Consider the following 25,852-nt stretch of genomic DNA (forward strand, 5'->3'; position numbering starts at 1 on the left):
GGTTCGCTCGACTATGTCGCGCGCATCTCGCTCGACAAGACGCAGATGAACATTGACGACAAGTTGGTGAATCTCAGTCCCGGCATGGCGGTGACGGTCGAAATCAAGACCGGTTCGCGCCGCATCATCAGCTATCTGCTGTCGCCATTGGAGAAATACCATCAGGAATCATTGCGCGAGCGATGAGACCGGCGGCTGGCGGCTCTCTATCCTCATAGAGCGCCGCCGGCTCGGTATGGAGCGCCGCCCGCATCGGTATGGAGCGCCGCCGGCGCCTTGATCGCGACTGTCCCGCGGATTGTGGCGTCGCTCAGCCAGCCAGATCCTTCAACATCGCCCTGACCTTCGCCACCGCCTCGGTCAGGCGGTCGGCGTCGTCGGCGCGCAAAATGCCGGCGCGAACGCAATACTCGTAGTTCTCCGCAGCAGCCGCGACCTCATGCGCGCCGACGGCGCAGGCTGAGCCTTTCAGCTTATGCGCCAGATCGGCCCGCCGGGCATTCGACGCCTCCGAGTCGCGAAGACCGGCTCCCGCAAGCTCTTCACCGATTTTGGCCGCCTGCCGATCGAACAGATCCAGCAGTTCCGCTTCCAGCGCCCGGTCGCCCAGGGTTTGGCGGGAGAGATGCACGAGATCTATCGGATAGGCGGCGCCCGATTTGCCGGCGGTGGGAGCGAAACCAAAGGTGGCGGCCATCATATGCTCCGTGGGTGCGCGTTTTTGGTCAATCTTGGGTTCGCGGCCGGCGTCCGTCCCGCCACTTAAGCTTGCGAAACGCGCGATCCGCATTCTTTTTCCCGTCGCCAATCTGGCCTTAAAAATGTCACGAAACCCTTGTTTTCCAGACAACTGCGGAAGATTCTCAGTTTAGGGAAAAAACTCCGTTAACGACGTTGGCAAAAGCCTCTCGGGCAAGTGTTTTCTTCGCGACGGCGCAAGCGTAAAGTGCGTCTTGGTTAACCGCCTCTTAATGCGAGTGGCGGTCGGGCGCTGCGCGATACGCAGTTTCGCGTAAGTTCGTTGGTTAAAGTCAAAAGGCGATTGGTTATGTCCACACCGAACAAGGCCCAGGATCCCGCGGCCGCCGCTTTGTCCGCCATCGAGGACGCGCTTCGGCTGCATATCGAGCCGGAAGCGACCGACACCGAAACGCCGCCCGAGACGGGCGAAAGTCCGAAACTCGAATTCCATCTTCCCATCGTGCGCTCGGAGTATCCCGAGCCGCCGACGCCGCGCCTGCCCGAAATCGCCGAGGACGAACTAACCGCCGCAAACCCGCGCGAACGCGAAGCTTCGCGTTTGCGCGAACCCGAGGCCGCGCGCGCCCCGCTGGCGCCCAGCGCCCGCCCAGCCAATGACGACCGCCCCTCCGTCGGCCAGATCCTGCAAAGCCTGCAGGCGCGCCCCGATTCCAGCGGCATGACCTTCGCGATCATAGCCTCCGCCGCCTGGACCGGCCTGTGGATCGGCTATTTCATGTTCACCCACGGCGCGGCCTTTTCCGGCTCGCTGTTCAGCTCGACCGCGGCGGCTTCGGCTTTCGCCCTGATCGGTCCGGTGGTCTTCTTCCTCGCCATGGGCTCAGTCGCGCGCCGCGCTCAGGAAATGCGGCTGACCGCCCGATCGATGGCGGAAGTCGCGATCCGGCTGGCCGAGCCCGAGACCATCGCCACCGAACAGGTCGTCAACCTGAGCCAGGCGATACGCCGGGAGGTCGCCTCGATGGGCGACGGCATCGAGCGGGCGCTGGCCCGCGCCAGCGAACTGGACACCGTGGTTCGGGCGGAAGTGGCCTCGCTGGAACGCACTTACGGCGACAACGAGCGCCGGATCCGCGTCCTGCTGACCGAATTGGCGAGCGAGCGCGAATCCATCGTGCTCAATGCCGATCGCGTCTCAGCCGCGCTGACCGACGCGCAAAATTCCGTCTCCGGCGAGCTGGAGGCCGCGACCAGACAATTGACCGGTCTGCTCGACGCCACCAGCGAAAGACTCGCCCGCGCTCTCGAAGACAAGAGCGGCGAAATCGAGCAGGCCTTCGCCAAGACCGGCGAAACCCTGATGCAACAACTCGAAAGCCGCGCTGAGAACCTGCTCCAGCGCTTCGACAGCGCCGGCGGCGACGCTTCCCGTATGATCGAGGAGCGCGCCGGCCAGGTCGATGGGCAGCTCCGCGCTTTCGCTGGCGCCTTCCTCGAACAGGTTCACGGCCAGTCGAATCATCTGTCGCGAAATCTGCGCGAGGCCGGCGAACGCATCGGCGAGACCATTGGCCAGCGCGGCGACGAACTGACCGCCCGCATCGCCGGCCATGCCGACCGCCTGCATGAAATCGTCGCCGTTCGCGGCCCCGCCTTCCAGCAATCCCTGGCGGCTTTGGGCGAGGATCTCACGCTGCGCCTGCGCGAAGAAACGCAGCAGGCTCAGAACCTGCTGGGCGAGTCCGGCGAAACTTTTTCGCAAACCCTGGACGCCCAGCGCGCCCGCGCGGCGGAAGCCTTCGCCGCGGCGACGCAGGCGGCTATGCAGGACATGTCCGCCCAAGCGGACGCGCTGCAAAATCATGTCGGCCAGACCACGCGGCGCGCGATCGAGGATTTCAGCCAGAATGCCGAGGCCATCGGCGAAACCTTCGCCAGCGTCAGCCTGCAGGCGGTGGAAAGCGTCGCCGGCCATGCCGATTCGCTGCGTGAAAGCTTCCATCACGCGGCGGAAGAGACCCTTGCCGCCCTGGCCAGCCACACCGAGGCGTTCAACGAGACGGTCGCCCGCACCACCACTGAGGCCGTCGCCGGCGTCGCCGCCCATGGCGAAGCTCTCCGGGAGACGATCGATCACGCCACAGGCGCCGCTCTTACGGCGATCGAGGACAAGTCCGAAAGCCTGCGCCACCGGTTCGAAGCCCTTTCCGGCGCGACCGTCGAGACCCTGGAGGCCCAGGCGAGCCGTATCGAACAGGCCTTCCGCCAGAATGCCGAATATCTGGAGCAGACCGTCGGCTCGACCACACAGGAAACGCTCGCCGCCCTGATCGGCCACACCGGCGCCTTCCAGGAACAGTTCACCCAGACGGCGCAGACCACCGTCGATTCCATGAGCATCCAGGGCGAGCGGCTGGAACATATGGTCGCCGCCGCGACCCAGGACCAGCTCTCGGCGCTGGCTGGCCACACCGACGCCTTCCACGAGAATTTCGCCCGCCTGGCCGCGGAAACCAACGAACTCGCCGAAACCCGGACCAAGGCGCTGCATCAGTTGCTGGAGACGGCCAGCGGCGCGGTCGCCGAGGTCTTGAGCCGCCATGTCGAGACCACGCAGACGCGGTTCGAAGCGACGACGGAGGCGACCCTTGCCGCTCTCGAGGCGAAGGCCCAGCAGCAGATCGCCGCTCTCTCCGAACATGGCTCCAACTTCCACGAACAGTTTGCGCGCGTCACCGAGTTGACAGTCGCCGACGCCGAAATTCGCACACGGATGCTGCGCGAATCGCTGGAAGCCGCCAGCCTCGCGGTCGGCGAATCGCTGACCGGCAACATTGCCGCGACCCAGTCGCAATTCGAGGCGACCGCTGAAGCCGCGGCCAACGCCCTCTCGGGTCATGGCGAAGCCTTCCACGAACAATTCGCCCGGTTGACCGACGAGACCGTCGGCCAGGCCGAAGCCCGCGCGCAGGCGTTGCGCGAATCGCTGGAAGCCGCCAGCCATGCGGTTGGCGAGGCGCTGAGTCAGAATGTCGCGACAACCCAGTCGCAGTTCGAGGCCGCCGCTGAAGCCACGGTCAACGCCCTCGCGGGCCATGGCGAAGCCTTCCACGAGCAGTTCGCCCGTTTGACCGACGAGACTGTCGGGCAGGCCGAAAACCGCTCGCGGCTGGCGCGCGAATCTCTCGAAGCCGCCGGCCGCAGGGTTGGCGAGGCGCTCGACCGCAATGTCGTCGCGACCCAGTCGCAATTCGAGGCGGCCGCCGAGGCGACCCTCGCCGCGATGGAGGCGAAGGCGCAGGAGCAGATCGCCGCCCTCGCGGCTCATGGCTCTACCTTCCACGAGCATTTCGCGCATATCACCGAGGAGACCGTTGGCCAGGCCGAAGCCCGGGCGGAAGCCCTGCGCGAGGCGCTGGACGCGGCCAGCCTGACGGTCGAAGTGGCCCTGAGCCGCAATGTCGCCGCCACCCAGGCGCGGTTCGAGACCACCGCCGAGGCGACCCTTTCCGCGCTGCAAACCAAGGCGCAGGAACAGATCGCCGCGTTCGAGGGCCACACCCAGTCCTTCAGCGACCAATTCGCGCGTTTGACCGACCAGACCGTCGGCCAGGCCGAAAGCCGCACGGCCAACCTGCGCCGGTCTCTGGAAGAGATCGGCAGCATGGTCAGCGAAGTTCTGGGATCCAATGTCGCGACGACGCAGGCGCAATTCGAGGCGGCGACGCAGGCGGCGCTGAGCGGCCTGCTGACCCAGACCGCGACCATCGACCGCGCCTTCGCCGACACCGCCGGGAGAACCGCCGAATCCGTGGCGCAGCGCGTCGGAGATACGCAGAAGCGCTTCGCCCAGGTGGCTTCCGAAGCCGTCGCCGCCATCGGCATGCACGGCGACCGCGTCAACGAAACCCTGGCCCAGCGTCTCGACGCCTTCGAAGCCACGCTGACACGCGGCGGAGACGAAACGTCGAACAGCATCGGCCAGCACGCCGAGCGGCTTACCCAACAGATTTCCGGCAGCCTGCATGCGTTTGAGACGCAGTTGGCGCTGGGCATCACCGAGGCGCGGACGAAACTCGCCCAGCACGCCGAACGGTTCAACGCCGATTTCGTCGCCCAGCTTGCGGCGCTCGAACAGCTCATGCGCGGCGGCGGCGAAAGCTCCGCCGACCATATCAAGGCGCAGGTCGAGGCTCTGCGCGACACGCTGACGGAGAATCTGCGTGGCTTCGAAAGCGCCGTCGCCGAACTGGGCGGGGGCATCGCCGATCGGATCGGCGCCCAGGCCGACACGCTCAACGACAACCTGCGCGGCTTCGAAAACGCCGTCGCAGAACTGGGCAATGGCGTCGCCGAGCGGATCGGGGCGCAGGCCGAAGCGCTCAGCCAGAACCTGCTCGGCTTCGAAAACGCCGTCGCGGAAGCAAGCAATGGCGTCGCCGAGCGGATCGGCGCCCAGGCCGAGGCGCTCAGCCAGAACCTGCTCGGTTTCGAAAACGCCGTCGCGGAAGCAAACAATGGCGTCGCAGAGCGGATCGGCGCGCATGCCGAAGCGCTCAGCCAGAACCTGCTCGGCTTCGAAAACGCCGTCGCTGACGCAAGCAATGGCGTCGCGGAGCGGATCGGCGCACAGGCCGACGCGCTCAACCAGAACCTGCGCGGTTTCGAAAACACCGTCGCGGAAGTGAGCATTGGCGTCGCCGAGCGGATCGGCGCCCAGGCCGGCGCCCTCGCCGAAACCATCGGCGGCAAGCTGGCGACCATCGAGGCGACCATCGACGTGCATGGTTCGGCTCTCGACGCCCGTCTGGGCGAACGCGCGCAGACCACCGCCGAACTTCTGGGCCGGCAACTCGACCGTTTCTCGGCGGAGACTTCCGACAAGACGCTGGAAATCGTCCAGACCGTCGAAGGTCTCATCGCCAAGGCCGGCTCCGGCCTCACCGCGCGCTCGAACCAGCTCAACGACGCACTGGCGGGACGCGCCATCGACATCGCCAAAGTGCTCGGCGAAGGCGGCCGCGAAGTCGGCCGCGCGCTCGACGCCAAGGCGCGCGAACTCGACGACATCATCCTCGCCCGCTCCACCGCGCTCACCGAGGAACTGTCGTCCAAGACGCTGGAAATCAACGAAACCCTCGGCGCCCGCGCCCAGGAAATCAATTCCACCCTTGGCGCGCGCGCCAAGGAAATCAATTCCACCCTTGGCGCCCGAGCTGATGAAATCAGCTCCACCCTTGGCGCCCGCGCCGAGGAAATCAATATCACCCTCGGCGCCCGGGCGCAGGAAATCAAAAACACCCTGGGCTCCCGCGTCGAGGAAATCAGCTCCACCCTCGGCGCCCGCGTCGAGGAGATCAGCTCCACCCTTGGCGCCCGCGCCGAGGAGATCAGCTCCACCCTTGGCGCCCGCGCCGAGGAGATCAATTCGTCTCTTGGCGGCCATATCGAGCAGTTCGAGCAGAAGGTTGTCGGCCGCCTGGGTGATGTCGGCGATGAAATGGACCGCCGCATCGGCCAGATCGAGGCGACCGTCATCGGGCGGGGCCGCGACCTCACCGACGAACTGCATTCGCGCACGTCGGAACTGAACGAATTCTTCGACTCGCGCGGCGCGAAACTGATCGAACTTCTGTCCTCGCGCGGCGGCGAAGTGGTGTCGCAGATCCTCGCCTTCAGTGAAAACGCCGTCGGCGCCCTTTCCGACCGCTCGGATGAACTTCTCGATCAGCTGAGCCGGCGCCAGAACGACATCGGCGCGGCCTTCGACCGTTCGGACCGGGAAATGCGCGATAACCTCGAGCGCGTGACAAAGGCGCTGGATACGGCCATCGCCCGCTCAAGCGCTTCGCTGCATCAGGTGCTGGACGAAGGCGCGACGGACTCCGTAGCCAGGTTGACGGACGTCAATCTCCAGCTGCGGCAGGAAGTCGGCGGCCTGATCGACGGCATGTCCCAGACCCATCGCTCGCTGATCGAATTGATGCAGGCCGCCGAAGCCGACTTCAGCCGCCTCGACGGTTCGTTCAGCCCGAAGATCGAAGCTTTCGCCGGCGCCGTCGAAGCGCTTCGCGGCGAGTTGGAGCGCCTCGACGCCTCTGGCCAGGAAAGCGTGCGCATGGCCAGCGAGACCGCCCGCTCCATCGGCGGCCAGAACCGCCTGCTGGAAACCAGCCTGCGCGATATGGCGGCGACCCAGAACAACATCGACCAGGCGCTGGAGGGTCGCCTCCGGACGCTGGCGACGGCTCAGGAGTCGATCGACCAGGCGCTGGAATCGCGGTTGCAGACCGTCGCGGCCGCGCAGGAATCGATCAACCGGGTGCTGGAGGCGCGGTTGGAGACCGTGGCGACGGCCCAGCAATCGATCGACGAAGCGCTGGAGGCTCGGCTCCGTTCGATGCAAAACCTTTACGACGAAGCGCAAAAGCGGCAGAGCGAATTCGAGCGCCGGCTGGAGAATTTCGGCGGCGCCATCGGACGCACGCTGTCGCATGCGGAAAACAAGGCGCGCGAAGTCGGCGCCTACCTCGCCGAGGCGTCTTCCGCGACCGCCGGCGTCCTGACCAGCCAGTACGAGGAATTGCGCCAGAACGTCGTGAGCGAGCGCGAGCGCACGGCGGCGGAAATTGCCGCCGTCTATGAGCAGAATCTCGGCGAGATGAACCAGATGTTCCAGCAGGCGACCGAACGCTACAAGGCGGTGTCGGCGGAATTGCGGGCGATGACCGGCGAAATTCACCGCGAACTCGAAGCCACCCGGCAGGAATTGCGGCGCGGTGCGGTGGAATTGCCGCGTGAGACCGGGGAACAGGCAGCCGCCATGCGGCGGGTCGTCGCCGATCAGATCAAGGCGCTCGGCGAATTGACGGCGCTCGTCACCCGTTCGGGACGCGCCCATGATATATCGGAACCCGTCATCTCCGAGCAGGCCGCCTCGCCGCGCGCCGAGGCCCCGAAGCGGGCCGAACCGGCGCCGATTCGCGAAATGCGGCCCGAGCCTGTGCGCGAAGCGCGGTCAGAGCCTGCGCCGACACGCGAAGCACGGCCTGAGCGGGCTGTTGCGACCCGCCTTGAAACGCCCCGCGAAACGCGGTTCGAGCCGAGGCCGGTTCCGCCGCGGGCGCCCGCGCCCGTTTCCGAGCGCGGCGGCGGCTGGATGAGCGATCTGCTTGCCCGCGCTTCGCTCGAGGAAAAGCCGGCGCGGCGCGTTTCCAGCGGCGACCCGCTTGACAATCTCTCGGCCGATATCGCCCGCGTGTTCGATGAAAACGCCCTGATCGACGCCTGGGATCGTTATCGTCTCGGTGACGGCGCCGCCTTCGGACGGCGGCTCTATACGCCCCACGGTGTGAAAACCTTCGAAGACGTTCGTCGGCTCTACGGCGCCGATTCCGACTTCCGCCTCACCGTCGACCGTTATCTCCAGGAGTTCGAGCGGCTTCTGGTGGATATCGACAGCCAGGACCGCGACGGCTCGATGACCCGCTCCTATCTCCTGTCGGAGACGGGCAAGGTCTATACCCTGCTCGCCCACGCCTCCGGCCGATTGGGATAGAGACGGCGACAAGCTAAATAAAACGCCCGGATTTTTTCCGGGCGTATTTTTGCGCCTGATCGACAAACAACACGAACGAGCAAGATAAGTAGCGCTTCAGACCAGCTATAGTATGGCTTGCGATTCAATATGATCTGAATAGCTCAAGCGAATTGAATGAAACCTGGCCAATATGGCTTTGGACATTTAACGAATTGTTGGAACTTTCGCATCTCGATGCCGTTCTGCTGGCAGGTTCGATGAATCTGCAAGGAGATATCGATGCGAGACAACCGCAACTTATTGAAGGTGGCCGCATTGGCGACGGCTTTGACCGCGGCTTCAACCACCATGGCGGCGCCGCCCGCGCTGGCGGCGTTTCGTGGCGGCGGCGGTATTGGCCATGCTGGGGTTACAGGCGGCCATTTCGCAGGCCGGGGCTATTATGGCGGCCGCAGCTATTACGGCGGCGGCTATGGCCGGGGCTATTACGGCGGCGGTTGGGGATGGGGACCGATTGGCTTGGGCGTGGGCCTCGCGGGTCTCGCATTGGGGGCCGGCTACCCTTATTATTACGGATATGGTCCCTACTACTCCACCTACTACGATTACCCCTACGACGACTATTATTATCGACCGTCCGGTTACGGCTACGGTTACCGCTACGCTCCGGACGGCACGCGGTTTTACAACGACCAAGGATTTTGACGGAAAGACGACGCGCATTTACGACCGGCCTTCGGGCCGGTCTTTTGCTGACGACGTCCCATCAACCTGCGGCGGCGGCCCAGGCGACCAGCCGCGGCAGGATGTGGCCGAACGCCCGGTCGAGCGCTTGCGCAGCCTGGGGGCCGGCGATTTCGCCCAGGGGTTCGGAGGAGGTGAATATTTTGGCCGCCGAAACCTGGCCGCTGCTCGAAACCACCTGGGCGGAAATTTCGACCTGCGCGACGCGGTTGGGCGCGTCGATATCGAACCGCCGGAGCCCCAGCATCAGACGATAGGACGGCGTATCTCCCGAAGAGCGTAATTGGCGCAGCAGGCCGGCGTTCTCGAAGGTCTCGATGGTTCGGCTCTGCACCAGCAGGGTCAACCTGTCCGCCCACCGCGCGTCGGGTAAGCGCGAGAGCAGATCCCCTGCCTCGCGGACGACAATCAGGTCAGTATCGAGCGGTGGCGCGGCGGTCGGAATATCGACGGAAATCGAACCACGCGAGACGTGGGCGCTGGCCGGCGCCGGTCGCAGGTCATATGTCTGCGGCGCGCTCGCGCATCCGGCCATGGCGAATATCATGGCCGCTACCGCTACAAGCCTGTTCGACGCTTTGCCGCGGTCAAACCCTCGCATAATTCTCCCGCCGTCCGTTGTCCGATTCCCGCAAGCTCCAGCAAGACCAAAGCCGATGCGAAAAAGCAAGCGGCGAGCCAGGCTCAATGTCCGCTATATTCGGGCAGCGCCGGCTTAGGACCGAAAATGACGCTCTGCGGGTCTCTTTCCAACGTTCGCACCGCGCGATCGACGCTCTGCAAAGTGCGGCGCCCGTCCACCGCCAGCCCTTCATATTGCTTCAGGCCGGTATTGGTGAATCGCGTCAGGTTTTCCGCCAGTTTCTTGATGGAGCGCGCGGCTTCGGAAATATCCGTGATCATGGCCTTGCCCTCTCCCTTGCCGAGCAGGGCGTTGACCTTGGCCATGGCCTGGTCGGCATTGTCGACGATGGAATGGACTTTGTCCGGATCGATGCTGTCGATGGCCTTGCGTAAATTGCCCGAACTATCGGCCAGGGCGCCGGTCAAGGTCTGGATATTGGTCGCCGATGCCTTGACCGCCGGGGCATTGTCTTCGACCAGCTTGTTGGCGTTATCGAGAAAGGCGTTGGCCTTGACGGTGATTTCCTGCGCCGTCTTGAGGAGTTGCGCCATCTGCGATGGCGAGGCGTTGATCACGCCGTTTTCCGGCAAAGCTGGAGCGTCCGCGCTGCCGCCCTGCAGGGCGATCGAGGCGTAGCCGGTCAAACCGCCGGTTTCGAGTTGCGCCCTGGTGTCGGTTTTCACCGGCGCGCGAGAATCGACCCTGATTCGTGCATAAACCCGGCTGGGATCGTCGGGCATCAGGCTAAGTTCGGTGACCTCTCCGATCTTGAGACCGTCGAAAAGCACCGAATTGCCGTTTGAAAGCCCGGAAACCGAGCCTTCGAAATGCACCACAAAATTTTTCGACGTGATCTGGCCGCCCGTGCCCTTGAACCAGAACACGAATAGAAAGGCGCCGAAGATCACCGCGAGGGTGAACAGGCCGATCAGCGCATAATTGGCGCGCGTCTCCATGCGCAGTCTCCCTGTTCGCGAGGCTTCCGGCTGCTCATGGGCTTGCTCCTTCCGCCAGACTATCGAGCGCTTGCCGCGCCTCGGTCCTGACGATGGTCCGGGCGCGCTTGCCGTGGAAATAGGATCGCAGCCAGGGATGGTCCGAAGCCAGCAAAGTCGAAAGCGGCCCGGACGCGATCACCTTGCCGTCGGCCAAAGCCGCGATGGTGTCGCATATCGAATAAAGGCTGTCGAGATCGTGGGTGACCATGAACACCGTAAGGCCCAGGGTTTTCTGCAAGGTCGAGATCAGGTCGTCGAAATCCGCCGCGCCGATCGGATCGAGGCCGGAGGTCGGCTCGTCGAGGAACAGAAGCTCCGGATCGAGAGCCAGAGCGCGGGCGAGCGCCGCTCTCTTGACCATGCCGCCAGAGAGTTCGGAGGGAACTTTGTCCGCCGCGTCGGGAGGCAGGCCGACCAGCCTGAGCTTCAGCATCGCCAAATCGTCCATCGTCCCCTGCGACAGCGCCAGATATTCGCGCATCGGCGCCTGGATGTTCTGCTTGACGGTGAGGGCCGAAAACAGCGCGCCGCTCTGGAACAGCACGCCCCATCGCCGCTCCAGCACACGGTGCTCTTCCGGCGACAGACTGTCGAGATTCTCGCCGAAAACGTCGATTTCGCCGGAAGTTTTCTTGAGCAGCCCAAGAATGGTCCGGGTCAGCACGGATTTGCCCTGGCCGGAGCCGCCGACAAAGCCCATGACCTCGCCGGCCTTGACGTCAAGATCGAGCCCGTTCAGCACCATATGCGGTCCAAATCCGACATGGAGGTCGCGGACGCGAATGATCAGGTTGCTGTCACTTTCCTCCATCGGCGCCTCAGTAATGAATGCTGGCGAAGAAAATGGCGAAGAGGCCATCGACGAAAATCACCATGAATATGGCGTTGACCACAGAATCCGTCACCCGCCGCCCAAGCGATTCCGCCGAGCCCTGCACCTTGAAACCTTCGATCGAGGCAATCATGCCGATCACCAGCGCCATGAACGGCGCCTTGATCAGGCCGACGAGAAAAGTGTTGAGGCCAATGGCGTCCTGAAGGCGATTGGCGAAGGACACCGGGCTGATGCCCTCGTAAAGCCATGCGGTCAGCATGCCGCCGCCCAGCGCCGCCATGTCGCCCAAAAAAGTCAGCAGCGGCAAGGCGATGATCAGCGCCACCAGGCGGGGTAGGATCAGCACGTCGATCGGCGACATGCCCATCACCCGCAAGGCGTCGATCTCCTCGCGCATTTTCATCGAGCCGATTTCGGCGGTGATCGCCGATCCGGAACGGCCCGCGATCATGATCGAGGTCAGGAGCACGCCGAGTTCGCGCAGCACCAGCACGCCGATGAGATCGATCGCATAGACCGGGGCGCCGAAACGCCGGAGCTGGAAAATGCCCTGCTGCTCGACGATGCAGCCGACCAGGAAATTGATCGTCACAATGATCGGCACGGCGCGAATGGAGAAGGTTTCGAGGTGATAGACCAGCGAAGTCGGCCGGGCGAGTTTCGGATTGAACACCACCCTCGTGCCTTCGACGACCAGTTCGCCGAGAAAAGCCACGCCGGCGACTATCTGCCTGAAGATGTCGAGAGCCCAGAAACCGAAGCCTGCGAGAAAGCTGACCAGAAGATTCAGCCGCAGGGGCTTCACTTCCGGCGACGGGGCATAGGCCGCCTCGCCCAGCAAAATGCGCTGGTCCTGCGAAATGGCGGCATATTCGGCCGCAGCGCCCGCCGCAGCCATCTTGCTCCTGGCCTTGTCGATCAGCCAGGCGCCGGCCGTATCGAGCCGGGTGACGCCGGCGAAATCGATCGCCACATTTTCTGCGCCTTTGGCGGCCCGGCCGAGGGCGTCGGCGCTCTGCTCCAGCGCGCGCGAGGCCGCGATGGTCCAGGCGCCGCGCAAGGCGATGCGGATATTGGGGCCGTCCTTTTCAACCGAAAAGCCCGGGGCTGCGAAGGCGGATCTGGACATTTCGCGCGTTTCTGCTTTTGCTGAACGGAGTGTCTGAATACCCTTGCCAAGCCTTTTAGGCAAAAGCCAAATGTCATGAGCGCATCTCCCATCCGCCGGCTCGACATCCGCGTCGAACGATTCGCGTTGAAAAACGCCTTCGTCATCGCGCGCGGCGCCAAGACCGAGGCGGTCGTCGTCGTCGCGACCTTGCGCGAAAAATCATGGCTTGGGCGCGGCGAATGCACACCCTATGCGCGCTATGGCGAAAGCGTTGAAAGCGTCGTGGCGGCGATCGAATCGGTCCGGCGCGAACTCGAAGCCGGCGCCGACCGCTTCGCCTTGCAAAGCCTGCTCCCGGCGGGCGCCGCGCGCAATGCTCTCGATTGCGCCCTGTGGGACTTGGACGCGAAGATATCCGGCGTTCCGGCCAGCCAGCTTGCCGGGCTGCATCGTCTCGCGCCTTGCGTCACCGCTTACACCCTGTCGGTCGGGACGCCGGAATCGATGGCGCGGGCGGCGGCCGAGGCGGCGAATCGGCCCTTGCTGAAAATCAAGCTGGCGGGAGAAGGCGACGCGGCGCGGCTGGAGGCGGTGCGGGCGGCGGCGCCCGAGGCGGAATTGATCGTCGACGCCAACGAAGCGTGGCGGCCCGAAAATCTGGAGGCGAATTTCGACGCCTGCGCGCAAAACGGCGTCGCCCTGGTCGAACAACCCCTGCCCGCCCGCGAGGATTCCGCACTGGTCGGGCGGCGCTGGCCGGTTCCGGTCTGCGCCGACGAAAGCGTCCACGACCGCCACGGCCTGGCGGAACTGCGGGAAAAATACGACCTGATCAATATCAAGCTCGACAAGACCGGCGGCCTGACCGAGGCGCTGGCCTTGTCTAATGCGGCTTCGAACCTGGGTTTCGGCCTGTTTGTCGGCTGCATGGTGGCCTCGTCGCTGGCCATGGCCCCGGCCCTGCTGCTCACGGGTCGGGCGCGTTTCGTCGATCTCGACGGCCCGTTGCTGCTGGCGCAGGACCGGCCGGAGGGGTTGCGTTATGAGGGATCGACGGTCTATCCGCCCGAGAGGGCGCTGTGGGGGTGAGCCCACCCATTCACTCCATCGCCGCCGCTTTCAATATGCAGATCATCACCGCCCTTGCCGGCGTTTCTCCAGCGTTGCGGATCAGATGCGGGCGGTCGGCGCGATAGCGCAGGGTCTCGCCAGCGCGCAGGAAATCGGTCTCGCCGCCGACTTCCACCTGCAATTCGCCCTCGATCGCCGAGAGGGATTCCACCGCGCCGCGCTGATGCGCGTCGGATGCCAGCACCCCGCCCGGTTCGGCGATAAAATCATAGCATTGCAGCCATTCCACCGTCTTGATCCAGCCGGTGATGGCGAGGCGGCACTTGCCGTCGTCGGAAACCAGAATCGGCGTGTCGCCGCGTGAAATCTTCTCGATGAAGGCAGAATCGTCGCGCTCGCGCAGCACCCGCTCGATCGACACGTCCAGCGCCTGCGCCAGCCGCCAGATCGTCGCCAAAGTCGGATTGGTCTCGTTGCGCTCGATCTGGCTGATGATCGACTTGGCGACGCCGGATTGCTCGGACAATTCCGACAGCGACAGATTATAGGCCTTGCGAAGCCGCTGCACGGTCTGGCCCAATTGCCCCGACAGAGCCACGGCCCCGGCCTCAAGCGCCTTCTGCTTGTCCCGCCCTTCAACGCCCATGATTTGAAAACCCGAAAGCCGCGTTTGCCTGTTTGGTATAATATCCAATATCGTTTGGAATATCGAACGCAAACGTTCAGATCACCGGGTTTTTTCGTCGCGCCCGCCTTTCCCCGACGATGGCGAGCAGGCCGGAGCCGGCGATGGCCGCCGCGCCCGCGAGCACCGCGCTGGAAGGCCATTCGCCGAACAAAGCCAGGCTAGCCAGCAGCGCCCAGAACATGGCGAGATAATCGAACGAGGCCAGCAGCGAAGCGTCGGCGAAGCGATAGGACTGGGTGGCGAGAATCTGCGCGCAACCGCCCGCCACGCCGACGGCGGCCAGCGCCAGCCATTCGCGCGCGCCAGGAGCGACATAGGCCTGGCTGGCGAGAAATTCGGCGCCAAAGGCGCCTGCGGGCCAGTAACGCGGCACAACCAACAACAGCGCGCCGATGAAAGTGGTGAGACAGGTAAAATAAAACACGATCGCGGCTGTATATTCCGACATCGCCAGCCGCCGCGTCTGGATGATCGACAAGGCCGCGAAAGCCGCTCCCGACAAGGCGACGACGGCGCCAACGCCCTGCGCGGGAGTCGCCTCGCCCAAAGCAAGCCCGAAGTGGTCCGACAGCATGGCCAGCACGCCGCCAAAGCCAATGGCCACGGCGACCCAGCGTGTGACATGAACCTTTTCGCGCAACGCCAGCGCTGCGATCAGGGTGACGAAGATCGGCGAGACATAGAAATAAGCGGTGGCGTCGGCGAGCGGCAGCAAGGACAGCGCCAGAAAGTTGGCGAACATCCCCGCGGAGCCGGAAAGTCCCCGGCCGAGATGGCCCAGGGGACGGCGGGTCGCCAGATGGGCGGGAAAACCGCCGCTGATTCGGAGCCAGACCAGCAGCACGATCAGAGCGAAGGCCGAGCGGAAAAACACGATTTCGCCAATCGGGCAGGAAGGCGCCGCGGCGCGCACGCCGATCGACATGGCGGTAAAAGCCATGGTGGAGAGCACTTTGAGCAGTATGCCAATCAACATCGGAACACTGAAATCAGCATCGTCATCGTCTCGCAATATTAAGCTGTCAGCAAGTTGCACAGACGTCCTTCCGCATTCCCCGTCCGGCAGGCTCGTGGAAGAAGGCAAGGCTAACACGCGGCTTTCTATCAGGTCGATAACGGCTTTTTCATCGCCGCTACCGCAGGGCAGATCATGACCGAAGCGCAAGACGTGCACAATGAATTGGACGAGCCCAAGCTTTACCGCACCCTTTTCCTTTCCGACATCCATTTGGGCACACGCGGTTGCCAGGCTGAGTTGCTGCTCGATTTTCTCAGGCACAACGAATCCGAAGAGCTTTTCCTGGTCGGCGACATCGTCGACGGCTGGCGGCTGAAGCAGGCCTGGCACTGGCCGCAAGCGCATAACGACGTGGTGCAGAAGCTGCTGCGCAAGGTGCGCAAGGGCACGCGCGTGGTGTTCGTTCCCGGCAATCACGATGAATTCGCCCGCGAATTTCTCGGCATGGAGTTTGGCGGCGTCGAAGTGGTCGATCACGTCGTCCACGAAACCGCCGACGGCAGGAAATTCCTGGTCGTCCATGGCGACCAGTTCGACATTGTGGTGCGCAACGCCCGCTGGCTCGCCCATCTCGGCGACTGGGCCTATGATTTCGCGATCTGGACCAATACCTGGTTCAACGTCGCCCGCCGGAAATGCGGCCTGCCCTATTGGTCCTTCTCGAAATGGGCCAAGCTCAAGGTCAAGAACGCCGTCAATTTCATCGGCGATTTCGAAGTGCTGCTGGCCGGCGAGGCGCGCAAGCGCGGCGTCGACGGCATCGTCTGCGGCCATATCCATCACGCGGCGATCCGCGAAATCGACGGCGTCACCTATGTGAACACCGGCGATTTCGTCGAATCCTGCACGGCCATCGCCGAACATTTCGACGGCAGGCTGGAATTGCTGCACTGGAGCCTTCTGGAGGCCGAGCGCGCCAAGCCGCAGGATCTGGCGCCGGCGGCGCCTGTCATTCCGCTCCCCGCCGCAGTCCCGCTTCCAGAAACGATCGCTGCGCGGAAAACGGCGCGGGTCTGACCGCGCCGGCGTTTTTCTTCCCGCTCACATTTCGACTGGCTCGCCGGCGGCGAGCCAGTCGTTCATCGAGCCCGCGTAATGGGCGCAGGCGTCGCGTCGGCCGCCCAGACGCGCCATTTCAATGGCCCGCTGTGTCCGCTGTCCGGAGCGGCAGCTGAACACCACGCGCTTCCCCGGCTCGTTCGGCAGCAGCGCCGGATCGAAACGCGACAGCGGCAGCAGGATCGCGCCGGGTATATGGCCGGCGGCATATTCGTTGGGCTCGCGCACATCGATCAGCGTGATCGAACCGTCGGCCAAACCCTGTTTCAATTCTTCCCGCGTGACGATTTCGACCATTGCCCATTTCTCCAGAATTGTCTTCGATGGCGCAAAATAGTCGTTTTGACCGAACTTTCCACTCCACCGCCGGAATTTTGACGCAAGATTTGGTCCATCCTTCTCGTCACCGCCAAGTCATGGCGCGTAAACCGCGCTTGCTCATGGCGCGTAAACCGCGCTTGGCAAAAGCAAAGAATCCGCGCACCCTGCCGCTCTTTGGAGTCCATTCATGCCGCTTCACTTTCGCGCCGCGATCGCCTTGTCCTGCCTTCTCCTTGCCGCCGCGCCGGCGCGCGCCGCCGATATTACGCTCGACCAGGCGGTTCTCGCCGCGGGCGAAAAGGGCAAGGTCACGTTCAAGAATGTCCTTTTGACCGATTGCAACCTGAGCCAGTCGGAAGCCGCCAGCCTGTTTTCAGGCGCCCTTACGCGCGAGGAAGCCGGGGCGCTGCTTGAGCGTCTGACTGCGAAGCAGATGAAGATTCCCGAAACTGAAATCCTCACCGCGGGCGGTGACCATTATATCCTGCATGACCTCGTCGCAGACAATATCGCCAAGGGAGGCGCCGATTCGCTCACTTTGGCTTCGGTCGATGGCGTGATGCCCGACGACAGCGGCGACGCCACGCTCCATTCCGGCGCGCTCCGCTTCCAGAACCTGTCCCTGCCCGGCTTCGCGGCGGCCCTGCGCGGCGCGGACCTCGGCCTGCCCACTTACCGTTTCGCCCATCTGAATTGGGACGGCGGCGAGGTTTCCGTGGTCGACAAGGGCACGCCAGCGGGCGCCCCCGGCGGCAACCGCATCCTGATGCACGCCGGCCTGTCCCAGGTCGACCAGACTTTCGACGCCGACGGCGCGCAGCTCTCCATCGACGCCCGCTTCAACGACCTTTCGGTGAAAATGCCGCCGCAATCCAAGGGCGGTACGACCTTGACCGCTTTCGGCTATCCGGAGGTCTCCGCCGACGCCCATGTCTCCGGAGCCTATGACGCCGCCGCGAAAACCTACAAGCTGGCGGACTATTCATTCGATCTGCGCCAGATCGGCAAGATCGCCTTCAGCAGCCAGTTTTCCGGCCTGGATAAAACCGCTTTCCTTGGCGACAAGGAGGCCCGCGAACAGGCCGTGCAGGCGGCGAATATCGATTGGGCGCAGATCGACGTGACCAACTCCGGATTATTCGACAAGATCGTCGCCTTCGTCGCGCTGAGCCAGGGCCAAAGTCCAGATCAGGTCAAGGCGCAATGGCGCGGCGTGGTTTCGCAGGCGCCGCTGCTGTTTTCCGGCGCTCCGGCGATCGGCGTGACAGCGCGGGCGGTGGACCGCTTCATCGTAGACCCAAAGACCCTGACCTTGCGCGTCAAGGGCAAGGATGGGCCGCTGAAGCTCGCGGATCTGCTGCATATAACCGATCCGATGGCCTTTGTGGCCCGCCTCGACGTCACTGCGGCGCCTGTTGGCAAGCCTTGAACGCTAATAAAGCGTTTTAAAGTGGACAGCGGATTCGCGTGAAGAAATCGCGTAAAATGACAGAATTGGGCCAATCTGATTTTATCAGACTGGAAATGGCTCCAGATAGTAGCGAACCGTCAAGGACGCGCGCTAGACTGATTCGAACAATGTCCACAACAGCACTATTGGGAGATCGGCCATGACCGAACGTCTTTCGTCCGACATGCAATCGGGCGCGCTGATCTACCATTCCTGTCCAACCCCTGGAAAACTGGAGATTCACGCCACCAAGCCGCTGGGCAACCAGCGCGACCTGGCGCTCGCCTATTCGCCCGGCGTCGCCGCGCCCTGCCTCGCCATAGCCGAAGATCCCGCCCGCGCCGCCGATTACACCATCCGGCAGAATCTCGTCGCGGTCATCACCAATGGCACCGCCGTGCTCGGCCTCGGCGATATCGGCCCGCTCGCGGCCAAGCCGGTGATGGAAGGCAAAGCGGTCCTGTTCAAGAAATTCGCCGGCATCGACGTGTTCGACCTCGAAATGGCCGGCCATGACGTCGAAAAGCTGGTGGACGCCATCGCCGCGCTGGAGCCGACCTTCGGCGGCATCAACCTGGAGGACATCAAGGCACCGGAATGTTTCGAGGTCGAGCGCCTGCTGCGGCAGCGCATGTCCATTCCGGTATTCCACGACGACCAGCACGGCACCGCCATCATCGTCGCAGCCGCCGTGCGCAATGGCCTGCAACTGGCGGGCAAGAAAATCAACGAGGCGAAGATCGTCGCCTCCGGCGCCGGCGCGGCGGCGCTGGCCTGTCTCGGCCTGCTGGTCGCGCTCGGGGCGCGGCGCGAAAACATCTTTGTCACCGATCTCGAAGGCGTCGTCTTCAAGGGCCGCAACAAGCTGATGGACCCGCTGAAGGAGACTTTCGCGCAGGAGACTTCAGCACGGACCCTGGCCGAAGTCATCGACGGCGCCGACGTGTTTCTCGGCCTCTCGGCGGGCGGCGTGCTGAAGCAGGAAATGGTCAAGAGCATGGCGGCGACGCCGCTCATTCTCGCACTGGCCAATCCACACCCCGAAATCACGCCGGAAGACGCCCTCGCCGTGCGCCCGGACGCCATGCTGTGCACCGGTCGCTCGGATTATCCCAACCAGGTCAACAACGTCCTGTGCTTCCCCTATATTTTCCGCGGCGCGCTCGACGTCCACGCGACGACGATCAACGAGGAGATGAAACTCGCCGCCGTGGACGCCATCGCCGCCTTGGCCCGCGAGACGCCTTCGGACGTGGTCGCTCGCGCCTATGGCGGCGTCGCGCCGCTTTATGGCAAGAATTCGCTGATTCCCTCGCCTTTCGATCCGCGGCTGATCCTGCGCATCGCGCCCGCGGTCGCCAAGGCGGCGATGGACAGCGGCGTGGCGAAAAACCCGATCGTCGATTTCCACGCCTATCAGGAACAACTGGAGCGGACGGTGTTTCGCTCCGGCTTCATCATGAAGCCGCTGATGCACGCCGCCAAGGCCTCCCCGAAACGCGTGGTCTATTCCGATGGCGAGGACGAGCGGATTCTTCGCGCGGTGCAGTCGGTGGTGGAAGAGGACATCGCCCGGCCGACCCTGATTGGGCGCCGCGCGGTGGTCGAGAAAAGGCTGAACACTTTCGGCCTGTCGCTGCGGATCGATCAGGATTTCGAGCTGGTCGACCCGGAAAACGACCCGCGTTACAATGATTATGTCGCCACTCTGCTTGCGGTCGCTGGAAGGCGCGGCATCAATCCCGCCACCGCGCGCACGCTGGTTCGCACCAATAATACGGTGATCGGCGCGCTGGCGGTCAAGCGCGGTGAGGCCGACGCGCTGATTTGCGGCCTTGGCGGCAAATTCGTGTCGCGGCTGCGCTACGTCAAGGATATTATCGGCGTCGCGCCCGGCGTCAGCGACCTGTCCTCGATGAGCCTGATGGTCACCAACAAGGGCGCGTTTTTCCTCGCCGACACCCATGTGCGGCTTAATCCCACGGCGGCGGAAATCGCCGAAACCGCCCTGCTCTGCGCCGTCCATGTCCGCCGCTTCGGCCTGACGCCGAAAATCGCGCTGGTCTCGCACTCCGATTTCGGCACCGACGACGCGCCTTCGGCATTGAAAATGCGGGCGGCGGTGGAGATGATCCGCGCCAATGCGCCGGATCTCGAAGTGGACGGCGAAATGCAGGCCGACACCGCCCTGTCGCAGGAGATCCGCAATCGGGTAATGCCCAATTCGCGGCTGAAGGGCGAAGCCAACGTGCTGATCATGCCCGATCTGTCGGCCGCCAATATCGCCTTCCAGATGACCAAGATGATGGCCGACGCCTTGCCGGTCGGCCCCATCCTTCTCGGCGCGGCGCGGCCGGTGCATATCCTCACCCCATCGATTACCGCGCGGGGCGTGGTCAACATGACCGCCGTGGCTGTTGCGGAAGCGCAACAGAAGGACGAAGAACCGGATATGGCGTAAGCCGCCGCCGGAAATAGCCTTATTCGATGTTATATTAGGCTCGACGGCATTCTTTTCGCGGGCATCGATGCCCGCGAAAAAGGGGCCGGACGTGGTCGTTAGTGTTCTGTTGCCCCGGCAAAGCTCAAAACGAGCGAACGGGAAGCAGTCGGCAAAGGTTTTGAATGACGTTCGGCCTGGGCCGGATTCTCGGCGTTGCACTACTGGCGTCGCCTCTTTTCACCGCGCTTTCCGCAAGGGGCGCGGATCGCCCCGTCACGTCCGAACCCGCCCCGATCTCCTACGCCCAAACCTGCGACGCCTATGGCGCCGGCTATTTCACCTTGCCCGGCTCGGACGTCTGCCTGCGATTCGGCGGCACGGTATTTTCCGATCTCTACCTGCGCCATGTTCCACTCTCGGCCTTCACGCCCAATCCAGGCGCGCCGCTTAACGCGGCATCGCATGCGCCGACCCCCTCCTCCGTCGGCGGCGGCTTTGGCGGCGGCGTGAACATTGGCGCCCAGTTTCCGACCGAGGCCGGGCCAGTCGCCGGCTATGTCGCCGCCACCACGGTTTTCGGCGCCGGGCTTTTGTCGCCCAACCACGCTGGAATCTACAGTCCGCAGGCCAACCTGAGCGGCTACGACCCCAACGCCTGGCTCAATTTCACCCGGCTCGACCAGGCGTGGCTGCAATTTGCCGGCTGGACGGCGGGACGCTCCCAGTCGATCTTCGATTTCTATGCCGACGCCTATAACATCATGCCGCTGCGCGGCTCGAACGCCCATACCGAAATGCTGGCCTATCGCTTCCAGCCGACGCCGGGCGTGATGGCGGCGCTGGCGCTGGAAAACAATCGCGAGCGGCGCAATCTCATCGGGCAGGCGATCAACGCCAACGCTTCCGCCGATTATTCCGGCGCCCAATTTCCCGATCCCGTCGCCGCCTTGCGGGTCGAAGGCCCGTTCGGCGCGGCGCAACTCAGCGGCGCGGCGCATGAATTGCGAACCCGCTACGCCGCGCCGGAATCGGTGGCGCCCGGCCAGCCCGACGCCAGCGCCTCGACGCAATGGGGCTTTGCAGCGCAGGGAGGGCTCAAGGTCAACCTGCCCAATCTGTCCGACGCCGACGCCATGATCCTGCAGGCGACTTACGCACGCGGCGCGTCCGCTTACCTCACCGGCGACAACCAGCCCTTGTTCGCCGGCGTCAACGATCCCAGCCATCCCGGCATCGCCAGTCCCCGCCTGGGCGCGGCGCCGGGCCTGACCAGCTATGACTACGATTGCGTCACCACGGCGCAGCCCTTCGGCCATTGCGACCAGTCGTCCGGCTATGCCGTGATCGCGGCCTTCAAGCATTTCTGGACCCCGACCGTCTCCTCATCGCTGTTCGCCAGCTTTTTCGGCATGAATTATACCGAAGCGGCGCGGACCGGCGCGCCCGGCGTCGCCGGCGCCAGCAATTACCGCGAGACCTCGGTCGGCGCCAACCTGACCTGGACGCCCTTGAAGAACCTGATGGTCGGTGGCGAACTCGCTTTTACCCAGGGCAAGGGCGCAGGCTTGGCCCCGGCCGGTCCACAGCAGCCCAGCGCTCCCGCCTGGCCCGCCGCCAACGAATGGTCGGGCCGCATCCGCGTGCAGCATAATTTTTAAAACTATTCGCAGCGCCTGACGCAGGTTGGCGGCGCCGACAGCGCACTGCAATCCACAAGTTGCAATTGATTGGCGAAACCGCTAGCTTTGCCTTGGAAAAACTTCGATCCATCGATCGGCCCGGATATCAGCCGACGCAGGTCGCGGGCTTTTCGTTCGTCGGACCAACGCCGTAGCAGGAGCTGGTTTGCAGATAGTGATGTAGTGGCCAACTGAAGGCGTCGTCTCAATTTCGGCGGGGGAACTTCATTGCAAAATAAAAATCCACTTCGCATCCTGATCGCCGAAGATCAGCCGCTGGTCCGTCGCGCTTTGGCCTCGATGCTGGCCCTCGAGCCGGATTTCGCGATTGTCGCAGAAGCCGCCGACGGCGCCGAGGCAGTACAGGCGGCGCGTCGCTGGATGCCAGATATCGTGCTGATGGACGTCGGGATGCCGCGCCTCAACGGCATCGCAGCGATGCAGCAGATCGTCAGGGATTGTCCGGCCGCGCAAGTCATCCTCCTGACGCGCTTCAACGCCGACGATGTCCTTTTCGACGCCATTTCGGCCGGCGCCCAAGCCTGGCTGCCCAAGGACGCCGATGAAAACGAAATTCGGGAGACGATTCGGGCGGTGTCGCGCGGCCAGTCGCGCCTGGCGCCCGATGTCGCGCGCAAATTGCTCGACGAATTCCGCCGGGTGCGCCCGCTTCGCCCCGACACCGCCTCCGACGAGGCCGGAGGAACTCTGACCGATCGCGAGAACGACATCATGCGGTTGGTCGTCGCGGGCAAGGGCAACCGGGAGATTGCAGGAAAGCTGAAACTCGCCGAAGGCACGGTGAAGAACTACGTCAGCCGCATTCTGGAAAAACTCAACGCCCGCAGCCGGACCGAACTGGCTGTGATGACGCTGAGCCGCCGTATCGTCGGCTAGACGAGAATATTGTCGATCAGCCGCGTCTTGCCGAGCCTGGCCGCGACCAGCAGGCGGATCGGACCCTCCTCGCGCGAGGCGATGGGCGCCAGGGTTTCAGCCTGGCGCGCCTCCAGATAGTCGACGGCGAAACCTGCCGAGCCGAGTTTTGCCGACGCCTGCGCCGCCGCTTCCTCAGGCGCGGCGCCCGAACGGATCGCCGCCGCCGTCTCGTTCAGGATGCGGGCGAGCAGCGGCGCCTGCGCTCTCTCTTCGGCCTCCAGATAGATGTTGCGCGAGGACAGGGCGAGGCCGTCCGCCTCGCGCAGCGTTTCGACGCCGAAAATCCGCGTCGGAATATCGAGATCGGCGACTATGCGGCGGATGACGGCGAGTTGCTGAAAATCCTTCTCGCCGAAAAAAGCGAAATCGGCCTGCGCCTGATTGAGCAGTTTCGCCACCACCAAAGCCACGCCGGGAAAATGATCGGGGCGGAACCGGTCCTCAAGCCCGGCCAAGGCCGGGCCGCCGGGCGTAACCTTGGTCGAAAATCCTTCCGGATAGATTTCGCGAGCCTGAGGCGCGAAACAGCCGTCGGCCCGCGCTTCCGCCAATTTGGCCAGATCGGCGTCGAAAGTGCGCGGATAGGCGGAAAAATCCTCGCCTGCCGCGAATTGCGTGGGATTGACGAAAATCGACACGATCGTCCGCCGCGCCTTTTTGCGGGCCGCCTCAACAAGCGAAATATGGCCGGCGTGCAGGGCGCCCATGGTTGGAACAAGAGCGATTTTTTCGCCCGCGGCGCGCCATTGGGCCACGGCGTGGCGCATTGAGGCGATGTCGCGAAAGATTTGCGGCGCGTCGGACATGGGCCTGCTCACAGGATTTGCGGGTTTTTGATAGCGCGGAAGCGCGGGGCGGGTTCGGGAGTCTCTCCGGCCAGGCGGCGCAGAATATCGACATAATCCGGCGTCAGCCCGATTTCGCGCGCGACCGCGACGATCCGGCTCATGTAATCCGCCGGCGCGCGCCCGAGCCCCAGGCCCGGCTTGCCGATATAGACCAGAGCGCGGACGGGAGAGCCGCCGTCGCGAAGGACCGGCTGGGTGATTTTCACATAAGCCGCGCCTTCGTAACGGTCGAGCGCGGCGAGATCGCCAAAGCTCAAATCCCACAACACGCCTTGCGCGGTCGCGCCCTTGTCGCGGACGAGCGTCGCGAAACCGTCCGGCATCAGCGCGACGCGATGGCCCGGCAGGCGCGCCCGCCCGATCAGCCGCGCGGCCTTGCAGCGCGAAGCCATGGCTTGCGCGTCCATGTTCGAACCATAGGCGAAGGTAAGCGGCAAAGTCAGACCTCGCTTTTCGCTGGGCCAGCGTCGTAACGCGACGCCAGGATGCGCACCGAAATCGCGCGCCTGCGCGGACATAAAATCCGATCTCGGCGGGAAAACAGCTCGATTCGCGCGGCCCTGCCCGCCTGCTTTTGTTAAGGCGACGGCAGCGACGCGGTCAAGCCGCCGCTTGCATCGCCTCAGCGCCGGCCGCCGCGCGCGGCGTGACGACGATCTGCGAAACAAACCATTCCACAAACCAGCGCAAAGCCCAGGGAGCTGGCAGAAGAAAGGAGAAGGCGAAGAGGACGACGAAAAGGCGCCAGAGCAGATTCCAGCCTGTGCCGACGAATTCGAAAGCATGTGTGCCGACGACTTTGGAGCACAGCCACCGCATCTGATATTTCAGCACCCAGGGCCAGCCAATCAGGGCTGAGATCGAAACGGCCAGCAGCAACATCGCACCGAAAAAGGCCCAAGCCGTGTTGATAAACATAACGGCGAAGGCTCCGAGGTAAACAAATGCGGAAACCTCTGGCAACAGCTCCAGCATTAAGATCCAGCCGAAATAAGGTAGGATTCCGCCCTCGAAGGCCAGCGAAAGCCCGCCCGACTCAACCCGTAAAGCGCGGCAAAACCAGTCGACCAACCGCACCGAGAGCCATGCGATCGGCACCAGCACGATGATCTGCGCAACCAGCAGCTCCTGCGGTTGATCGTGCGGCAAGAAATAGCCAAGGCTTCCGGCAAGGCCCATGCCGGCGAAAATATACCAGCATTGACCGAGCGAGCTTTCGAGCGACAGCCGGCGACCACCCGGCAAAGCGACATGTTCCGCCAGCCAGCGATAGAACCACAAACCAGCCCAGGGCGCGGGAACGATCAGGAGGATGGCGAAAGCGAATACGATGGAGCGCCAGAACAGCTCCCAGACAGGAAAGGACGGTTGCAAAGGCCCGGAGGCCGCCGCCGGCGCCGCAGCGATTTGGGCGAAAATCGCGGTGAGTTCGGGATGTTTCGCTGCGGCCATGGCTTCGCCGCCTTCGGCCCAAACCAGACTGTCAGGCGCAATCCGCCCAGATTTGGCCAAAGTCGTGAGTTCTTCGAGCGAGACGGGGCCATTCTGCGCGCCCGAGCGATCCTTGAAATAAAAATTCCACGCCATGAAACGGTCCTCAAATCGCAGTCCGACGCCGCCCTTTTTGTCGAAACTGGCGACCCCGCGACGACGAAAAAGTCAGTTTGCGGCGCCGCGAAAAAAAACGCCAGCCCCATTGCCAGGACTGGCGTTTGAACCTTAACGCGCTACGAAAATCAGGCGAATTCCATGATCACCGCGTCGACGGCGAGCGACTCGCC

Annotated in this window: 19 protein-coding genes and 1 pseudogene; 9 read left to right on the forward strand and 11 right to left on the reverse strand. The window is 63.9% G+C overall.

Annotated features, from left to right (window positions below):
• Positions 1-186, forward strand: a pseudogene (locus ACLP2E_RS16085) (HlyD family type I secretion periplasmic adaptor subunit); the annotation flags it as partial.
• 124 nt (positions 187-310) lie between these two features.
• On the opposite strand, the gene ACLP2E_RS16090 reads toward ACLP2E_RS16085, so the two are convergent.
• Complete coding sequence (locus tag ACLP2E_RS16090) at positions 311-697, reverse strand: Hpt domain-containing protein (RefSeq protein WP_442463436.1); 387 nt, start codon at positions 695-697, stop codon at positions 311-313.
• A 351-nt stretch (positions 698-1,048) separates the two neighbouring features.
• On the opposite strand from ACLP2E_RS16090, the gene ACLP2E_RS16095 reads away from it, so the two are divergent.
• Both ACLP2E_RS16095 and ACLP2E_RS16100 read left to right on the forward strand, forming a co-directional pair.
• Positions 1,049-8,260, forward strand: coding sequence for a hypothetical protein (locus tag ACLP2E_RS16095; RefSeq protein ID WP_442466504.1), 7,212 nt, complete (start codon positions 1,049-1,051; stop codon positions 8,258-8,260).
• 261 nt (positions 8,261-8,521) lie between these two features.
• A complete protein-coding gene (locus ACLP2E_RS16100) occupies positions 8,522-8,947 on the forward strand; it encodes a hypothetical protein (protein WP_442466505.1) in 426 nt (141 codons plus the stop codon).
• A gap of 61 nt (positions 8,948-9,008) precedes the next feature.
• On the opposite strand, the gene ACLP2E_RS16105 is transcribed toward ACLP2E_RS16100, so the two are convergent.
• From ACLP2E_RS16105 to ACLP2E_RS16120, 4 genes are all read right to left on the reverse strand, one after another.
• A complete protein-coding gene (locus ACLP2E_RS16105; protein ID WP_442466506.1) occupies positions 9,009-9,521 on the reverse strand; it encodes an ABC-type transport auxiliary lipoprotein family protein in 513 nt (170 codons plus the stop codon).
• Positions 9,522-9,670: 149 nt separating this feature from the next.
• The gene (locus tag ACLP2E_RS16110; RefSeq protein WP_442463440.1) at positions 9,671-10,567 is read right to left on the reverse strand and encodes an MlaD family protein; all 897 of its coding nucleotides are present in this window, start codon (positions 10,565-10,567) and stop codon (positions 9,671-9,673) included.
• 34 nt (positions 10,568-10,601) lie between these two features.
• On the reverse strand, positions 10,602-11,420 hold the full coding sequence (locus tag ACLP2E_RS16115; RefSeq protein ID WP_442463441.1) for an ABC transporter ATP-binding protein: 819 nt from the start codon (positions 11,418-11,420) through the stop codon (positions 10,602-10,604).
• Positions 11,421-11,427: 7 nt separating this feature from the next.
• Entirely contained in the window at positions 11,428-12,573 is a 1,146-nt protein-coding gene (locus ACLP2E_RS16120; RefSeq protein ID WP_442466507.1) for an MlaE family lipid ABC transporter permease subunit, read from the reverse strand.
• Between the two features lie 75 nt (positions 12,574-12,648).
• On the opposite strand from ACLP2E_RS16120, the gene dgcA reads away from it, so the two are divergent.
• Positions 12,649-13,644 (forward strand): N-acetyl-D-Glu racemase DgcA, encoded by a 996-nt coding sequence (gene dgcA, locus ACLP2E_RS16125; RefSeq protein ID WP_442466508.1) that lies wholly within the window; start codon positions 12,649-12,651, stop codon positions 13,642-13,644.
• A 10-nt stretch (positions 13,645-13,654) separates the two neighbouring features.
• On the opposite strand, the gene ACLP2E_RS16130 is transcribed toward dgcA, so the two are convergent.
• Positions 13,655-14,272 carry a helix-turn-helix domain-containing protein gene (locus ACLP2E_RS16130; protein ID WP_442463444.1) on the reverse strand — a complete coding sequence of 206 codons (618 nt, stop codon included), beginning with the start codon at positions 14,270-14,272 and terminating at the stop codon, positions 13,655-13,657.
• A gap of 76 nt (positions 14,273-14,348) precedes the next feature.
• Positions 14,349-15,290, reverse strand: coding sequence for a DMT family transporter (locus tag ACLP2E_RS16135; protein ID WP_442466509.1), 942 nt, complete (start codon positions 15,288-15,290; stop codon positions 14,349-14,351).
• Positions 15,291-15,464: 174 nt separating this feature from the next.
• Here ACLP2E_RS16135 and ACLP2E_RS16140 point away from each other — a divergent pair, with 174 nt between their 5' ends.
• Positions 15,465-16,349: a UDP-2,3-diacylglucosamine diphosphatase gene (locus ACLP2E_RS16140; protein ID WP_442463446.1), complete on the forward strand. Its 885-nt coding sequence runs from the start codon at positions 15,465-15,467 to the stop codon at positions 16,347-16,349.
• Positions 16,350-16,373: 24 nt separating this feature from the next.
• On the opposite strand, the gene ACLP2E_RS16145 is transcribed toward ACLP2E_RS16140, so the two are convergent.
• The gene (locus ACLP2E_RS16145; RefSeq protein WP_442463447.1) at positions 16,374-16,688 is read right to left on the reverse strand and encodes a rhodanese-like domain-containing protein; all 315 of its coding nucleotides are present in this window, start codon (positions 16,686-16,688) and stop codon (positions 16,374-16,376) included.
• Positions 16,689-16,899: 211 nt separating this feature from the next.
• On the opposite strand from ACLP2E_RS16145, the gene ACLP2E_RS16150 reads away from it, so the two are divergent.
• The 4 genes from ACLP2E_RS16150 to ACLP2E_RS16165 all read left to right on the forward strand — a co-directional run bounded on the left by ACLP2E_RS16150 (position 16,900) and on the right by ACLP2E_RS16165 (position 23,181).
• The gene (locus ACLP2E_RS16150; RefSeq protein ID WP_442466510.1) at positions 16,900-18,141 is read left to right on the forward strand and encodes a hypothetical protein; all 1,242 of its coding nucleotides are present in this window, start codon (positions 16,900-16,902) and stop codon (positions 18,139-18,141) included.
• Positions 18,142-18,322: 181 nt separating this feature from the next.
• The gene (locus tag ACLP2E_RS16155) at positions 18,323-20,623 is read left to right on the forward strand and encodes an NADP-dependent malic enzyme (RefSeq protein ID WP_442466511.1); all 2,301 of its coding nucleotides are present in this window, start codon (positions 18,323-18,325) and stop codon (positions 20,621-20,623) included.
• 164 nt (positions 20,624-20,787) lie between these two features.
• Complete coding sequence (locus ACLP2E_RS16160) at positions 20,788-22,263, forward strand: porin (RefSeq protein ID WP_442463953.1); 1,476 nt, start codon at positions 20,788-20,790, stop codon at positions 22,261-22,263.
• A 249-nt stretch (positions 22,264-22,512) separates the two neighbouring features.
• The gene (locus ACLP2E_RS16165; protein ID WP_442463954.1) at positions 22,513-23,181 is read left to right on the forward strand and encodes a response regulator; all 669 of its coding nucleotides are present in this window, start codon (positions 22,513-22,515) and stop codon (positions 23,179-23,181) included.
• On the opposite strand, the gene panC is transcribed toward ACLP2E_RS16165, so the two are convergent.
• The 3 genes from panC to ACLP2E_RS16180 all read right to left on the reverse strand — a co-directional run bounded on the left by panC (position 23,178) and on the right by ACLP2E_RS16180 (position 25,658).
• Positions 23,178-24,029 carry a pantoate--beta-alanine ligase gene (gene panC / locus ACLP2E_RS16170; protein WP_442466512.1) on the reverse strand — a complete coding sequence of 284 codons (852 nt, stop codon included), beginning with the start codon at positions 24,027-24,029 and terminating at the stop codon, positions 23,178-23,180. The two genes, ACLP2E_RS16165 and panC, sit on opposite strands and share 4 nt — an antisense overlap.
• An 8-nt stretch (positions 24,030-24,037) precedes the next feature.
• Complete coding sequence (locus tag ACLP2E_RS16175; RefSeq protein ID WP_442466513.1) at positions 24,038-24,508, reverse strand: gamma-glutamylcyclotransferase family protein; 471 nt, start codon at positions 24,506-24,508, stop codon at positions 24,038-24,040.
• Between the two features lie 163 nt (positions 24,509-24,671).
• Positions 24,672-25,658 (reverse strand): GYF domain-containing protein, encoded by a 987-nt coding sequence (locus ACLP2E_RS16180; RefSeq protein WP_442466514.1) that lies wholly within the window; start codon positions 25,656-25,658, stop codon positions 24,672-24,674.
• Positions 25,659-25,852: the final 194 nt, after the last annotated feature.

The organism is Rhodoblastus sp., assembly GCF_052145335.1.
Classification (GTDB): domain Bacteria; phylum Pseudomonadota; class Alphaproteobacteria; order Rhizobiales; family Beijerinckiaceae; genus Rhodoblastus.